The sequence below is a fragment of the Staphylococcus sp. GDX8P54P genome (assembly GCF_017893165.1).
GTDB classification, from domain to species: Bacteria; Bacillota; Bacilli; order Staphylococcales; family Staphylococcaceae; genus Staphylococcus; species Staphylococcus borealis.
Genome location: NZ_JAESMM010000012.1, coordinates 148,038 through 163,679 on the forward strand (window position 1 = coordinate 148,038; position 15,642 = coordinate 163,679).

Here is a 15,642-nt window from a genome sequence, read left to right on the forward strand (position 1 = left end):
TTACACCTCTTCATCATCTAAATTTACTAATACTTGTCTTGGTTTACTACCTTTTTGTGGTCCGATAACTTGGTTTCGTTCTAAATCATCCATTAATCTAGAAGCACGATTATAGCCAATTCTAAATTGTCGTTGTAATAGCGACGTACTTGCTTTTTGTTGCTCAATAACAAATATATAGGCATCATCATACAGAGCATCTTCACTCTTCATTTCTGATTTGTCTACAGGTGCATCTGGTTCCATTTCTTTCACGTAATTCGCTTTTTGTTGTTCAACCACATAATTAACAACATCTTGAACTTCTTGGTCACTTAAGAAAGCACCTTGTACACGCGTTTGAGATGACTCTCCATTACCTACATAGAGCATATCACCTTTGCCGAGTAACTTTTCGGCTCCACCAGAGCCAATAATTGTTCTAGAATCAGTTTGAGAACTTACGGCAAATGCAATACGTGAAGGAATATTATTTTTAATGATACCAGTAATTACATCTACAGATGGTCTTTGTGTTGCAACGATTAAATGAATGCCTGCTGCTCTGGCCATTTGAGTAATACGTTGAATGGCATTCTCAACTTCTTTACCTGCAACCATCATCAAATCAGCTAATTCATCTACAATAACTACGATATATGGTAATTCTGCTTGTTTCTCATCGAGTTCTTCATTTTGACGACGTATAAATTTATTATACCCTTCAATGTTACGTGTAGACGAATGTTGGAATAAATCATAGCGTCGTTCCATTTCTGCCACTACCTTTTCTAAGGCTTGAGAGGCTTTATGTGGATTGGTCACTACTGGTATTAATAAATGTGGCACCCCATTATACACATTTAATTCTACCATCTTAGGGTCAATCAACATGAGCTTGACCTCATGTGGTTTAGCGTTTAATAGAATACTAGTTATAATACCGTTAATACATACAGACTTACCGCTACCTGTTGAACCGGCAACAAGAAGGTGTGGCATTTCATTTAATTGAATTGTAATTGGTTCACCAGAAATATCTCTACCAAGACCTACTTCTAATTTGTTACTTGCTGGAAATTTAGATTCAAGCACTTCCTTAAGGGTAACTAATGAAATCTTATCATTTGGCACTTCAATGCCTACTGCTGAACGTCCAGGTATTGGCGCTTCAATACGTACATCTTTTGCTGCTAATGCAAGTGCAATATCATTATGTAAGTTCACAATTTTGCTTACTTTAACGCCTTGAGCAGGTTGAATTTCATATTGTGTTACGGCTGGCCCAATTTTAATCTGTTTCACTTTAGCATTAACACCAAAGTTTTTCATTGTAGATTCAAGTATTTGGCCTTTACGTTGAACTTCAGCCTTAGAAGTTGTTTGTTGTTTAGCTGGCTGATTAAGTAATGATAATGGCGGAATGTGATATGCAGCATTAGCCTCTTCTCCCGCTTCAGAAATTGAACCGTTCATTTGATGATCATCATTAGAAGCTGAATCTGACTTTGTATTATGGCGTTGATGCTTTTCGTTATTTTGATTTACTTCTTTAGCATGATCTTCGTTATTAATACCAAATTGTCTTTTCTTGCGCTTGTTAACAGGAGGTTGCTTATTTTCTTGCGACTCACTATGACCATAAATAGGAATGTCTTCCGGTTCTGGATTAACTTCTGGAAAATCACTTACATCTTTAATTTGCTCTGACTCAAGTTGTTCTTGCTCAAATTCATTTTGTCTTTGACGCTCACGCTCTACTTCTTTTTCACGTTGGCGCGCTTCTTTTTTGAGTTTATTTTGTGCTCTTTTTTCTTTCAAATTAGATGACGCACTTTGACTCGAATTTTTCATTTTATCAATTAAAGATTTGACAACATCTCTATGTCTAAGTTTAAGCAATAGTATAATACTTGAACTTAATAAGATTAATGTGAGGATGATGACACCTGCAATGGAAATAAGTGGAATAAATATTTTAAGTAAATAGAATCCTATTAAACCCCCACCGAAATTTGGAAAATGACTATGTTCATAAGCCTTATAGACATAAGATAGAACTGGTTCTCTTTGAGATACCGCCCCTTTTTGAAAATGGTAAATAATTTGTGTTGTAATCAATAACACAAATTGTAACGATATCAATCCGAAAGTACGTCTTGTCTTAGGGAATTGCTTTTGCATTGCTATATAAACCGTAATTAAACTGAGTAATATGTATGTTAAATAGCGACTCATTCCAAACAAATAATTGAAAAAGCTATCTATCATTCGACCCACAATGCCTAATTGGAACATTCCTAAAATCGACAAAATGACTATTATGATTGCAATAACATAGCGTAAAGAACTGTCCTTCTTCTGTTGCTTTTTTTTAGTCGATTTACGGGTTGTTGCGCCCTTTTTACGGGTTGTAGTTTTTTTCTTAGTTTGTGGCAAAATCGTACACCTTCTTTATTTCTCACTTAGTAACTCTTTGTAAAACATCTAATTCTCATTTTTCCGATATGTATTATTAATATTATTAAAAGTACGAAAGAGGTTGGAACAATACATACCACATTTAGACTCAAAGCGTCATAAAATAAAGTGAATAATTAAGGCTATTCTCAAACGTTGCCTTTAAAATTATTACACAACTGTGATGTTGTCCCGACCTCTTTTTGATTGTATATATCTTATATTTCAGAAATAACTGGTATAATCATTGGACGACGTTTCGTACTTTCAAATAACAATTTACTGATTTGATCTCGCATATTTTGTTTAATGTCAGACCATTCAATACGTTTTTCTTGAAGACCTGCTTCAACAATTTCACGAACCTTTTCTTCTGCTTCCTTCATTAATTCTTCACTCTCACGGACATATACAAATCCACGTGATTGAATTTCTGGACCAGCAGCAATTCGTCTGTTTTTCGGATCCAATGTAACAACTGCGATAAAAATACCGTCTTCTGCAAGTAAATGACGATCTCTTAAAACGATATTACCAACATCTCCTACACCGATACCATCGATGAGAATATTGCCAGAATTAACTTTTTCGTTTAATACCATGTCTTTACCGTCGTAGTGTATAACGTCACCTTTTTCAACTAAGAAAATTTTCTCCGGTGCTACGCCAGTTTCATTAGCTAATTTAGCATGTGCAATCTGCATTTTAAATTCACCTTGAACAGGGATAAAGTATTCAGGTTTCATGATATTAATCATCATTTTTAATTCTTCCATGCAACCATGACTAGATGCATGAATTTTTTTATTATTAGGAATAATATATGCACCTGCACGCACTAATTCATTTAATGTATCAGCAATAATTACTTCCATATTCGCTGATGCAGTAATCGCTAAATATACAGAATCTCCTTCTTCGATATTCATAATTTTATGCTTATGTTGCGCCATTTGACTCAATGCCTCGATAGGTTCGCCTTCCATACCAGTAGCTATAATTACTACTTCGTTTTTAGGGTAATTTCCTACTTCATTAATTGGAATTAGTAAGTCTTTAGGAATATCAAAATATCCCATTTTACGTGCAATATTAAAAGAACTTTCTAATGAACGACCTAAAAATGAAACTTTACGGTTCAATTTACTTGCTGTATTTAATACTTGTTGAATTCTAATAAAATTAGAAGCATAACAAGACACAATTAAACGACCTTTCACTTTCGCAAACGCATCATAAATATGCGATTCAATTACATTTTCAGGTGTATTATAGCCTGGTTTCTCAGCTTCTGTAGAATCACTAATTAATGCGAAGACACCCTCTTCACCAATTTCAGCCATACGTTTGATATCAGGTGCATAGTGTCCTTGTAAACTTTGGTCAAATTTAAATTCACCAGTATATACGATAGAACCGTATGACGTGTGAATACAAATACCTAAACTATCAGGAATACTATGTGTAGTATTAAAGAACGTAATATTAACATTTTTAAATCGCATAACTGAATCGTGATTAACTGTATAATAACGAACTTTCTTCTTAACGTTACGAGACTTCATATTTTCTTTAACAAGCGCTAACGTTAATTTAGAACCATACACAGGTGCATCAATTTGTTCTAAAATATAGCTAACCGCACCGATAGCATGTTCATGACCATGGCTTAAAAAGATTCCTTTTAATTTATCTTTATTATCAATGACATATTGGATGTCAGGAATAACGATATCTACACCTAACATTTCATCTTCTGGGAACATTAACCCCGCATCTAACATAAACATTTCATCGTCTACTTCAACGATATACATATTTTTTGCGATTTCGCCCACACCACCAAGTGGAATGATACGAATATCGTCATTCTTTTTTTTCACTAAACTCAAAATGTTACCTCCTATTATAAAAATCCCCGTCCATATAAACTCATAATTTATTATAATTTAATTTATGTTGGATGTACACTATTAAAGTGTTTCTCAGGGCATTATAGTCATGATTGAATTTAGTATTTAATAAAAAATAAGGATTGATTTATTAAATCGCGCAAAACAAAAGAAAGTGGGACAGAATTTTTCTTCAATTCGTGTCCCACCCCCGTATGGATGACTAGAACAGAGAAAAACTTGATCTAAATGCCTTCTCAGTTCTGTCAGCTACTTTGAATTTGCAAAATAGCATTATTATATTTTTTTATATCCTAGACGCTCATACTAGTAAAATAACAGGTATTGACTAAGTTAAAAATGCGTTTCTAACAAGCACTTTACTGTTTATTTATTTTCATCTAATACTTTGTGAGATGCGTTAACGCGACCTTGTTTATCAATTTCAGTAATTTTAACTTCGATTGTATCTCCAATACTCAATACATCTTCTACTTTATTAATGCGTTCTTTTGAAATTTGAGAAATGTGTAGTAACGCATCTTTACCAGCAAATAATTCAACAAATGCTCCATATTTTTCAATACGTTTAACTTTTGCGTTATAAACTTGACCTACTTCAGCCTCACGTGTAATTTCTTCAATAATTTCACGCGCACGATTGATCATGTCTTGATCAACTGCACCAATAAAGATTGTACCATCTTGCTCAATGTCTAATTTAACACCAGTTTCATCGATGATTTCGTTAATTTTCTTACCACCTGGTCCAATAACGTCTCTAATCTTTTCAGGTTTAATATGCATGATTTCCACTTTAGGTGCATAAGCACTTAGTTCTTTACGTGGTTGATCAATCGTTTGTAGCATGTGATCCATAATTGCCAAACGACCTTGTCTAGCTTGCTCTAAAGCCTCTTCAATGACTTCACGTGTTAAACCGTCAATTTTAATATCCATTTGAATCGCAGTGATACCATCTTTCGTACCAGCCACTTTGAAATCCATATCGCCTAATGCATCTTCCATGCCTTGAATATCTGTAAGTATTGTATAACTATCTTCTCGTGTTACTAACCCCATAGCTATACCAGCAACAGGTGCTTTAATTGGCACACCTGCATCCATTAAAGCTAATGTTGAACCACAAATAGATGCTTGTGATGATGAACCATTAGATTCTAATACTTCACTTACAATACGAACAGTATATGGGAATTCAGATGTATCTGGAATAATGTATTTTAATGCTCTTTCACCTAAAGCACCATGTCCAATTTCTCGACGACCTGGTGCTCTCACTGGACCAGTTTCACCTACTGAGAAATTAGGGAAATTATAATGATGCATGAAACGTTTTTCTTGTTCTGGTCCTAAACCATCAATTAATTGATAATCGCCTAAGGCACCCAATGTGAGCACAGATAAAGCTTGAGTTTGTCCACGTGTGAACAGCCCTGAACCATGTGCACGTGGTAATAATCCAACTTCTGATTCAAGCGGTCGAATTTCATCTGGTTTTCGTCCATCTGGTCTAATCTTTTCATCAGCGATAAGACGACGCACTTCTTCTTTAACTAAATCATTTAAAATTGCATAAACTTCATCAATTAACAATTCATTCTCAGGATCTGCTTCGTCAATAAATTCAGTTGCAATCTCAGCTTTTAACGTGTCTAAATTTTCATCACGTTGTTGCTTATCAAAAGTTAAAACAGTTTCTTTTAGACCCTTTTCTTCAGTTAATGCTTTAACTCTTGATACTAATGCTTCATCACGTTCTATAGGCACGAATTCTTTCTTAACTGGTTGAATGTGTGCTATCACTTCTTCTTGGAATGCTACTAAACGTTTGATTTCGTCATGACCAAAGAAGATGGCTTCTAACATTTCTTTCTCAGTTATTTCGCTTGCACCAGCTTCTACCATGTTTACTGCATCTTTATGACCAGCAACTTCTAAATCTAGGCGCGAAACTTCTTTCTCTGCGACAGTAGGATTAATGACATATTTACCATCTACATAACCTACATTCACACCAGCAATTGGTCCTTGGAATGGGATATCTGAAACACTTAATGCCATTGAAGAACCTATCATTGCTGCCATTTCTGGTGAACAATCTGGGTCTGCACTAAGCACCGTGTTCATAATTTGAACATCATGACGGTATCCTTTTGGGAATAGTGGTCGAATCGGTCTATCGATTAGACGTGCTGTTAATGTTGCTTCATCTCCTGGACGACCTTCACGTTTTTTAAATCCTCCTGGAATTTTACCAGCAGCATACATTTTTTCTTCATAGTTAACTGTTAATGGGAAAAAGTCACCATCACGTGGTTCTTTAGATGCAACAGCAGTTGATAATACGACAGTATCTCCGTAGCGTACTAGCACTGCACCATTAGCTTGTTTAGCTAGTTGCCCTGTCTCAATCGTTAACGATCTTCCAGCCCACTCAGTTTTAAATACTTTTTTTTCTTGAGACATTATGAATCTCCTCTCTGAAATCTATTAACTACATCATATCATTTATTTTTAAAATTTTATATTAGTGTTTAATATTAAACGATAAAAAAAGGAAAGTACCAAACTAAATGGTGCTTTCCTCTTAATATATTAGAATTAACGACGAATACCTAATGATTTAATTAATTCACGGTAACGTTGAATATCTTTACTACGTAAGTAGTTTAATAAGTGACGACGACGACCTACCATTTTTAATAATCCACGACGTGAATGGTGATCTTTTTTGTGTTCACGTAAATGTTCGTTTAATGCAGCGATTTCTGCAGTTAAAACAGCGATTTGTACTTCTGGTGAACCAGTGTCAGTTTCGTGCACGCGATATTCTTTGATAATTTCGTTTTTACGTTCTTGTGTAATTGCCATAATTAAATTCCTCCTAAAATTTGTATACACCTTAATCTGAGCTAGGCGTCGGAGTCTCAACCCGCCAAGATAAAGGAATAATAGTAGTGAATTCCATTTCTTAGAACTCAACTTTAGATATTATACGATACATCATCACCAAAATCAACCGATAGTAGGTATTTAGCTTTTTCTTTATCATTGTTCATTTGTTCAACTAAAGGATCGATACCATCGAATTTCACTTCTGGTCTCAAGTAATGATGCCAATATACTATGACACGCTCACCATATATATTGTCATTAAAATCAAAAATGTTAACTTCAATTACTACTTCAGCTTTTGATGGGTCATGGAAAGTAGGTTTCACACCAACATTAGCGACACCACGATAGATTTTATTTTCGGCACCAATTGCCATACTTACAGCGTAAACACCTTTTTTAGGTAATACATAGTCATCACTTGGTTGAACATTTGCGGTTGGGAATCCAATAGTACGACCTCGTTTTTCCCCTTGTACTACTGTCCCTTTAATTCTGTAAAGATAACCTAATTGCTCATTGGCTTTTTTTAAATTACCTTCTTTCAAAGCTTCCCTAATCGCTGTAGTAGAAATTTTTTCGGTTTCCATCTCTTGTTTACCAACAATGGTTGTGCTAAATTCATCCATTTCATTTAATACAGACATGTTACCTTTTCCGAATTTACCATATGTAAAATCAAATCCAGCAACTACTTCTTGCACATGATTATTAATAATATAATCTTGGACAAATTCTTCTGCGGTTACACTCGCAAAACGTGATGAAAAATTGATTACAATACAATAATCTACATCATGTTGTTCAATCATCTCAAGTTTATCTGAAAGTGGTGTTAAATAGTCCGTACGTTTACGTTCTGGATTTAACACGACAGAAGGGTGAGGATCAAATGTTGTAACTGCCTTTTTTAGATTTTTCGCTGCAGCACGCTCATCCAATGCTTCGAACACTTTATGATGACCACGATGCATGCCATCAAAAAAGCCAAATGCCATCGCAACGTCTTCTTTTATCAATTGATCTTCTTGAATTGGATGGGTTACTTCTATCACTTTCATAACTTTTGACTCCTTTAATTAAATACTTTTTTAGGTTTTATTTCATATTTTTTATCTGGATGTTGAACATAAATTGCCATTACTTTCTGAGTTTCAGAATCAACAAAAACTAATTGTTCGTCAATGATTTGATTAAAAAGTCTTTTATTAAACTTTTGTCCATTTAATATTCTTTTTTTCATATTCTCATCAGAAATGTTGATTTTTGGCAAACTTTTCAAACCATATTCTATAGGAAAAAGTTGCGATTGTAATGCGTCTTGCTCATGTAATTGAGAAATTTGCTCTAATGTGAGACTATTCTCAACATCAAAACCACCTGAATTCGTTCGTGTTAATAAAGACATGTGTGCCGGATAACCTAATTGTTTACCGATGTCCGTAGCGAGTGTACGAATATAAGTTCCTTTACCACATTTCACCTTAATATTAAAATGACATTTTTTATCTTCAAATTGGAGATCAGATGTACGCTCAATCAAATCAATTTTCACTTGACGCACTGGCCTTTCAACTGTTTCACCATTTCTTGCGTATTCATATAATTTTTTCCCATTGACTTTAACAGATGAATACATGGGTGGAATTTGTTCTATAAGACCTTCAAAAGTTTTCAAAACGTCATCTATGTCGGTTGTATTAATCTCATCTTCAAGAACCTCAACTTTATCTATAACTTCACCCGTCTGGTCTTCAGTAGTAGTACTTTCTCCTAATGTAATAGTAGCATGATAGGATTTACCCATGTCCATGACATAATCACTTACACGCGTTGCAGGACCAATACATATAGGCAATACACCTGACACTTCAGGATCTAAGGTTCCAGTATGACCAATCTTCTTAGTTTTTAAAATCTTTCTTAGTTTGAAGACGACATCATGACTCGTCAATCCACGTTCTTTATAAACGGGTAAAATACCGTTATACATTTTTTCACGTCCTTCATTTTAACTACCTCTATGTATCATAACTTATCTGACTGAATATGTGTTATGAAAATTAATTGTCATAACTTAAATTGACTTAGCAAATCACACTTTTCACATACCATCAATATTCCCTTGAAACTCAAAATGAGACGGGAGTGGAACATCATTCGATTTGAATTTATTGTCCCACCCCCGTATAAGCGACGATTATTTTGAATAGCTTAAAAATTAGTGTTTACTCTATTTCTCGTTCAATTTGTGTTTGTAATGGCAATAAAATAACTAAGTTTATTGCTATAACTTAGTTAATAGATAATTATCTATCTTGCTTATGCAAATCTTGAATCATTTTCTCAATTTTATTACCATACTCAATTGATTCATCATATTCAAAGAATAATTCTGGAATAATTCGTAGTCTCATTCTTGAACCTAATTCAGATTTAATGAATCCTTTTGCTTTATCTAAAGCTTTGAATGTATCATTAACCTCTTTTTCACTACCTAACACAGTAAGGTACACTTTAGCTTGTGATAAGTCGTTTGTTAATTCAACATCCGTAATTGTGATAAAGCCCACTCTAGGATCTTTAACTTTATTATTTACGATATCCATAATTTCTTTCTTCATTTGTTCGCCCACGCGTTCTGCTCTCATGTTACTCATGGATATTTCACCTCTTTAAAAAATTTGTCTTTTTATTATACCCTTATAACTATGCTCGTAAAGACATAGAAACTAAATTTATCATAAAAATTTATTCATTATTTCATTATATCTTATTGGCGCTAAAAACAAAATTTCTAATGTTCTTTTTCAATTGAAATCGTTGTGTTTTTGCTTCCTTTAATATCTTTTAATCGTTTTTGACCATAAATTTTCTCAAATTTATCATAAAGTGGATTCTTCCAAGTGTGGCCTTCAAAATCTTTATATTCAGAAACAATAAACTTATATGTTTCAATATCTTTATCATCTTTTAAATTAAATATTTCTTTCTTACTATCTTCATGGCCGGTCAAATTAATTTCTTCATCTATGTAATTGTTAATATAAGATTCACCACTAAGAGCCATAGCAAACTCAGGTTTAACCGGCAAGCCGTTTTTATCCCATGCTGCTACTGCTACAGTCACTTCTTTAATATCTTTATTACTCTCATTTACTATAATTGGATTTAATTGATCAAACGCGCGTACATATCCATCATTAGTGTCTTTATCAATAAATTTTACTGTCCCGACGTGCACATCTTGATTATTTAATTTTTTATCAAGTGATGTTGCATTATATGAAGTTAACATTCCACCTTCTTTTCCAGCTTTTACAGAACTACATCCTGATAATAGTATAACCCCACTCAAGCAACAGCCTATTGTTAAATTTGCAATTTTTTTCATAGTTTTCCCCTTTGAAATCTCAAAATTTTTATTTTTTATAATGAATATATAATATCAAAATTTTCATTTTGATTATTATATAACTTTTTCTTTTTTGTTTACTTTTTTATCTTAAAATATAAATAGATAAGAAAGTTTTAAAGTGATTTTTCTATTTTGAGATTTGAGAACTTAGATTTTGTCTATGCATAAAGAAGCATTTTGTCGAGACTGTTTTTCAGGAGCATTAACTTCATGAAAATAAGCACACTAGTACTTAAGTAATTAAATCTAAATGATAATGAAATGTCGTTGAACGCGAGCTCCAATATAAAAAATCTTGAAAAGAGATTTCACAAACTAAACAAATTGGGCAAGCGCGCCTATCATACGAGGTATTGTAAAATGAAAAAGCCAGTAAATGAATTTATAAAAACTCATTTACTGGCTATTTTGCTATTTTGATGAAATTATGTCACAGACTCAGTCCACTTCATAACTCATCGTTTTATCTTTCGATTTCAACCATCTCGAATGCTTCGATAATGTCGCCTTCTTTAATATCATTGAATTTTTCAATTGTGATACCACATTCATAACCTTGGGCTACTTCTTTAGCATCATCTTTGAAACGTTTCAATGTGTCTAATTCACCTTCGAATAACACAATACCGTCTCTAATAATACGTACACCTGCGTTACGAGTAATCTTACCTTCAGTAACATAACTACCTGCAATTGTACCAACTTTAGACACTTTGAATGTTTGACGTACTTCAGCTTGTCCGATGACTTGTTCTTCAAATTCAGGATCAAGTAAACCTTTCATAGCTGATTCAATTTCTTCAATAACGTTATAAATAACACGATGAAGTCTCATATCAACATTTTCAGCTTCTGCAGCACGTTTAGCACCTGCGTCAGGACGCACATTGAAACCAATGATAATACCATTTGACGCATTAGCTAATGTAACGTCTGATTCATTAATTGCACCAACTGCTGTATGAATAATGCGCACGTTAACGCCTTCAACATCAATCTTCATAAGAGAAGCTGCAAGTGCTTCAACTGAACCTTGAACGTCACCTTTGATAATAACATTAAGGTCTTTCATTTCACCTTGTTTCATTTGTTCGAATAAATTATCTAATGATACATTTTTGCTTTCTTGACGTTGTTGAATAACGCTAGCTTCATGGCGCGCTTCACCAATACGACGCGCTTGTTTCTCATCTTTGAAGACAACAAAGCGGTCTCCGGCTAACGGTACATCATTAATTCCTGTAATTTCAACAGGCGTAGAAGGACCAGCTGATTTAATTCTTTGGCCCAAATCATTAACCATTGCACGAATTCGTCCAAATGTATTACCTACTACGATAGAATCTCCAACGTTTAAAGTACCATTTTGAACTAATAATGAAGCGGCAGGACCACGAGATTTATCTAATTCTGCTTCAATTACTGTACCAATCGCTTGTTTATTAGGATTTGCTTTTAATTCTTGTACTTCAGCAACTAAACCAATCATTTCTAATAAATCATCAATACCGTCACCACTTAATGCTGAAAGTGGAACAAAGATTGTTTCACCGCCCCAATCTTCAGGAATTAAACCATATTCTGTTAATTCTTGCATTACACGATCAGGGTTTGCAGTTGGTTTATCAATTTTATTCACTGCTACAATTGTAGGAACATTAGCTTCTTTAGCATGGTTAATTGCCTCAATTGTTTGTGGCATTACACCATCATCGGCTGCAACAACTAGAATTGTGATGTCTGTTACTTGCGCACCACGCGCACGCATTGTAGTAAATGCAGCGTGTCCTGGCGTATCAAGGAATGTGATTTTTTTGCCTGCATTTTCAATTTGATAAGCACCGATATGTTGTGTGATACCACCTGCTTCTCCTGCTGTTACTTTAGTGTGGCGAATTGAATCAAGTAATGTTGTTTTACCATGGTCAACGTGTCCCATAATAGTAACTACCGCTGGACGTTCAATTGCATCAGGATCATCTTCTTCTTCATCAAAATAAATTGATAAATCTTCTTCGTTCACTACGACTTCTTTCTCTAGTTCAACACCATAATCGTCGGCAATTAATTCTAATGTTTCTTCATCTAACGCTTGGTTAATATTAGCAACAATACCTAATAAGAATAACTTTTTAATAATTCCTGATGATTCAATATTAAGTTTATCAGCTAATTCGCCAACTGTGATACCTTCTTCATATGTGATTTTAGAAGGCATTTCTTTTGGTTCTGCTGCCGGCTTGTTATTTTTGTTACCTTTATTATTTTTGTTGTTCTTGTTATTCTTGTTGTTTTTATTATTTTTGTTATTGCCTTTGTTATTGTTATTTTTGTTGTTATGATTGCCTTTTTGATTCGCGTTACCTTTGTTGTTTTGTTTATTATTTTTATTATTGTTATTGTTTTGTTGTTTTTGGTGATTATTTTGAGTGTTTTGTTTCGTATCATTACCACTTTCTTGTGGTTTAAACTTTTTATCAAGCGATTTAATTTGATCGTCCTCTAACGCTTGCATATGGTTAGAAACTTCAACATTCATACTTTTTAACTCATCTATAATCTCTTTACTCTTAACATTTAATTCTTTCGCATATTCGTAAATTCTTTTTTTACTCATATAATCACTCCTTACAATATTCATCTATCATCGACGTAAGCTTAGACGCAAACCCAGAGTCTATCACTCCTATGTTTACACGTTCCGACTTACCTAAAGATTGTCCTAATTCTGCTCTTGTACTAAAAATCCTAAATGGGACATGATACGTTTCACATTTATTTTTTATATTTTTCAAAGTGTTTTCTGAGGCATCCGATGCCATGATAACAAGTTTAATATTATTTTTCTTAATCTCAGTAAGCAATACAGATTCGCCAGATTTCACTTTACGCGCTCTCATTGCTAAACCTAAAAAATTTAAAATTTGTTCTTTATTCATTTAGGAATCTCTTCTCTATAAATCAAACGTATAATTTCTTTATAAACAGGGTCTAGCTTTGCAGAATCTGCATTGAAATATCTTTCAAGTACGCCCTTTTCTTGAGCTGCTTCTACACTGTGTACATCTTTTGAAACATAAGCGCCTCTACCTTGTTGTTTGCCAGTACCATCAGCAAAAATGTCGCCTTCTTTGTTAATAACAACGCGAATCATATCTTTCTTGGGACGCATTTCATTTGTAATAATACATTTGCGCATTGGAATCTTTTTCTTCTTCACTTAATCACTCACCCCAATTATTTGCTTATACGTCTTTGTCTTCACTGTCTACTTCATCAATATTTTCAGAAGGTTGATCGATTTCTGCTGCTAATTCTGCAGTAGTTAAATTCGATTCTTCTAAATCAACATCATCAATTTCAATATCTTCATCATTAGAATCAGATAAAACAATATCATCTGCTAATGCTTCTGATTCAATCACAGGATAAATTCCCGCTTCGCGCGCATCAGTTTCAGATTTAATGTCAATTTTCCATCCAGTCAATTTCGCAGCTAATCGTGCATTTTGACCTCTTTTACCAATAGCTAATGATAATTGATAGTCAGGAACAACAACAACAGTAGATTGATTTTCTTCGTCAACGATAACTTCTAATACTTGTGAAGGACTTAAAGCATTACGTACAAATACTTTTGGATCTTCATTCCATTGAACAATATCAATTTTTTCTCCACCAAGTTCTTCAACTACAGCTTCAACACGTGCACCTTTAGCACCTACACATGCGCCTACTGCATCAATGTCTGGATTATCAGAATAAACACTAATCTTAGAACGATCACCGGCTTCACGAGCTACTGATTTTACAATCACTGTACCATCATAAATTTCAGGTACTTCTTGTTCAAATAAACGTTTTAATAAGCCAGGATGACTTCTAGAAACATAAATTTGTGGTCCTTTAGTTGTTTGTTCTACTTTGTTAACATAAACTTTGATGCGTTCATTAGGAATATATTTTTCATTCGGACTTCTTTCAGCTTCAGATAAAACCGCTTCAATTCTACCTAAATTTACATATACATAACGATGATCAACTCGGTCGATAACACCTGTTAAAATATCGTCTTCTTTGTCAATAAATTCAGTGTATAAAATTTCTCTTTCCGCATCACGTAATCGTTGCATTACAGCTTGTTTAGCTGCTTGTGCACCAACACGGCCAAAATCTTTTGGTGTAACATCTTCTTCGTAAATATCGCCAACTTCATAAGCTGGATTTTTAACGAGTGCAGTACTTAAATCTACTTCATCTCTATCATCAAATACTTCTTCGACAACATCTTTACGTGCAATAACTTTAAATGTACCTTCATCCATATTTAACTCTACACGTACGTTTCTAGCACTATCATAGTTCTTTTTATATGCAGTAATTAAAGCTGCTTCAATCGCATCAATTAATACTTCTCTTGGAATTTTCTTTTCTTTTTCTAAATATTCAGTTGCTAATAAAAGTTCATTACTTGCCACAATTATTCCTCCTCATCACGTTAAATCATAACAGCGTGACGTGCTTTTGCAATTTTATTTCTTGGTATTTCAATTTGTTTTGTTTTAGCTTTTTCTTTAACTTCCATCGTAATTACATCATCATTAACAGCTTTTAAAATACCGAGCCATTCTTTACCGCCTTCAATTGGCGCATATAATGATACAAACACTGGTTTTTCAATTGCATTTTGATAATCTTTTTCTTTTTTTATTGGACGTTCTGCACCTGGTGATGCAACGTCTAAGTAGTACATTTCTGGAATTGGATCATTTTCATCCATTACTTCGCTGATTTTTTCAGAGGCAAGTGTGCAATCATTTAAATCGACACCGCCGTCTTTATCAATTGAGATTCTTAAGAAATGATCTTTCCCCTCTTTAGTGTATTCAACTTCTACTAATTCAAAATTCAATTCGTCTAAAACAGGAGTTATGATTGTTTCTACTTCCTCAGTGATTTTACTCATACAGGCCT

At 33.8% G+C, this 15,642-nt stretch carries 12 protein-coding genes and 2 pseudogenes; all 14 read right to left on the reverse strand.

All coding sequences use genetic code 11. The annotated features are described in order from the left end of the window. A pseudogene (locus KA909_RS13760) lies at positions 1-1,458 on the reverse strand (DNA translocase FtsK); the annotation flags it as partial. A 149-nt stretch (positions 1,459-1,607) separates the two neighbouring features. Further along, positions 1,608-2,418, reverse strand: a pseudogene (locus tag KA909_RS13765) (cell division protein FtsK); the annotation flags it as partial. 239 nt (positions 2,419-2,657) lie between these two features. Then, the gene (gene rnjB, locus KA909_RS06705; RefSeq protein ID WP_053029332.1) at positions 2,658-4,331 is read right to left on the reverse strand and encodes a ribonuclease J2; all 1,674 of its coding nucleotides are present in this window, start codon (positions 4,329-4,331) and stop codon (positions 2,658-2,660) included. Positions 4,332-4,718: 387 nt separating this feature from the next. Continuing rightward, positions 4,719-6,821, reverse strand: coding sequence for a polyribonucleotide nucleotidyltransferase (gene pnp, locus KA909_RS06710; protein ID WP_210130061.1), 2,103 nt, complete (start codon positions 6,819-6,821; stop codon positions 4,719-4,721). Between the two features lie 135 nt (positions 6,822-6,956). Continuing rightward, positions 6,957-7,226, reverse strand: a complete 270-nt coding sequence (gene rpsO / locus KA909_RS06715; protein ID WP_053018906.1) for a 30S ribosomal protein S15 — start codon at positions 7,224-7,226, stop codon at positions 6,957-6,959. A 113-nt stretch (positions 7,227-7,339) separates the two neighbouring features. Beyond that, positions 7,340-8,311: a riboflavin biosynthesis protein RibF gene (gene ribF / locus KA909_RS06720; protein WP_193839411.1), complete on the reverse strand. Its 972-nt coding sequence runs from the start codon at positions 8,309-8,311 to the stop codon at positions 7,340-7,342. Positions 8,312-8,325: 14 nt separating this feature from the next. After that, a complete protein-coding gene (gene truB, locus KA909_RS06725; protein WP_075109168.1) occupies positions 8,326-9,243 on the reverse strand; it encodes a tRNA pseudouridine(55) synthase TruB in 918 nt (305 codons plus the stop codon). Positions 9,244-9,559: 316 nt separating this feature from the next. After that, positions 9,560-9,910: a 30S ribosome-binding factor RbfA gene (rbfA, locus tag KA909_RS06730; protein ID WP_053029328.1), complete on the reverse strand. Its 351-nt coding sequence runs from the start codon at positions 9,908-9,910 to the stop codon at positions 9,560-9,562. Positions 9,911-10,047: 137 nt separating this feature from the next. After that, positions 10,048-10,644, reverse strand: a complete 597-nt coding sequence (locus KA909_RS06735) for a DUF5780 domain-containing protein (protein ID WP_193839413.1) — start codon at positions 10,642-10,644, stop codon at positions 10,048-10,050. Positions 10,645-11,131: 487 nt separating this feature from the next. Continuing rightward, positions 11,132-13,285, reverse strand: a complete 2,154-nt coding sequence (infB, locus tag KA909_RS06740; protein ID WP_193839414.1) for a translation initiation factor IF-2 — start codon at positions 13,283-13,285, stop codon at positions 11,132-11,134. Positions 13,286-13,289: 4 nt separating this feature from the next. Further along, entirely contained in the window at positions 13,290-13,607 is a 318-nt protein-coding gene (locus KA909_RS06745) for a YlxQ family RNA-binding protein (RefSeq protein ID WP_053029325.1), read from the reverse strand. Next, the gene (gene rnpM, locus KA909_RS06750) at positions 13,604-13,888 is read right to left on the reverse strand and encodes an RNase P modulator RnpM (protein ID WP_075108562.1); all 285 of its coding nucleotides are present in this window, start codon (positions 13,886-13,888) and stop codon (positions 13,604-13,606) included. The genes KA909_RS06745 and rnpM overlap by 4 nt, the downstream gene beginning before the upstream one ends. 25 nt (positions 13,889-13,913) lie before the next feature. Next, positions 13,914-15,146, reverse strand: coding sequence for a transcription termination factor NusA (nusA, locus tag KA909_RS06755; protein WP_210130062.1), 1,233 nt, complete (start codon positions 15,144-15,146; stop codon positions 13,914-13,916). Positions 15,147-15,166: 20 nt separating this feature from the next. After that, a complete protein-coding gene (gene rimP / locus KA909_RS06760) occupies positions 15,167-15,634 on the reverse strand; it encodes a ribosome maturation factor RimP (RefSeq protein WP_193839416.1) in 468 nt (155 codons plus the stop codon). Between the last annotated feature and the right edge of the window lie 8 nt (positions 15,635-15,642).

What these genes read in the sequence shown, in the direction of transcription:
- pnp (WP_210130061.1), bottom strand. Translation starts at nt 6,821, where the DNA reads ATGTCTCAAGAAAAAAAAGTATTTAAAACTGAGTGGGCTGGAAGATCG.
- rpsO (WP_053018906.1), bottom strand. Translation starts at nt 7,226, where the DNA reads ATGGCAATTACACAAGAACGTAAAAACGAAATTATCAAAGAATATCGC.
- ribF (WP_193839411.1), bottom strand. Translation starts at nt 8,311, where the DNA reads ATGAAAGTGATAGAAGTAACCCATCCAATTCAAGAAGATCAATTGATA.
- truB (WP_075109168.1), bottom strand. Translation starts at nt 9,243, where the DNA reads ATGTATAACGGTATTTTACCCGTTTATAAAGAACGTGGATTGACGAGT.
- rbfA (WP_053029328.1), bottom strand. Translation starts at nt 9,910, where the DNA reads ATGAGTAACATGAGAGCAGAACGCGTGGGCGAACAAATGAAGAAAGAA.
- KA909_RS06735 (WP_193839413.1), bottom strand. Translation starts at nt 10,644, where the DNA reads ATGAAAAAAATTGCAAATTTAACAATAGGCTGTTGCTTGAGTGGGGTT.
- infB (WP_193839414.1), bottom strand. Translation starts at nt 13,285, where the DNA reads ATGAGTAAAAAAAGAATTTACGAATATGCGAAAGAATTAAATGTTAAG.
- KA909_RS06745 (WP_053029325.1), bottom strand. Translation starts at nt 13,607, where the DNA reads ATGAATAAAGAACAAATTTTAAATTTTTTAGGTTTAGCAATGAGAGCG.
- rimP (WP_193839416.1), bottom strand. Translation starts at nt 15,634, where the DNA reads ATGAGTAAAATCACTGAGGAAGTAGAAACAATCATAACTCCTGTTTTA.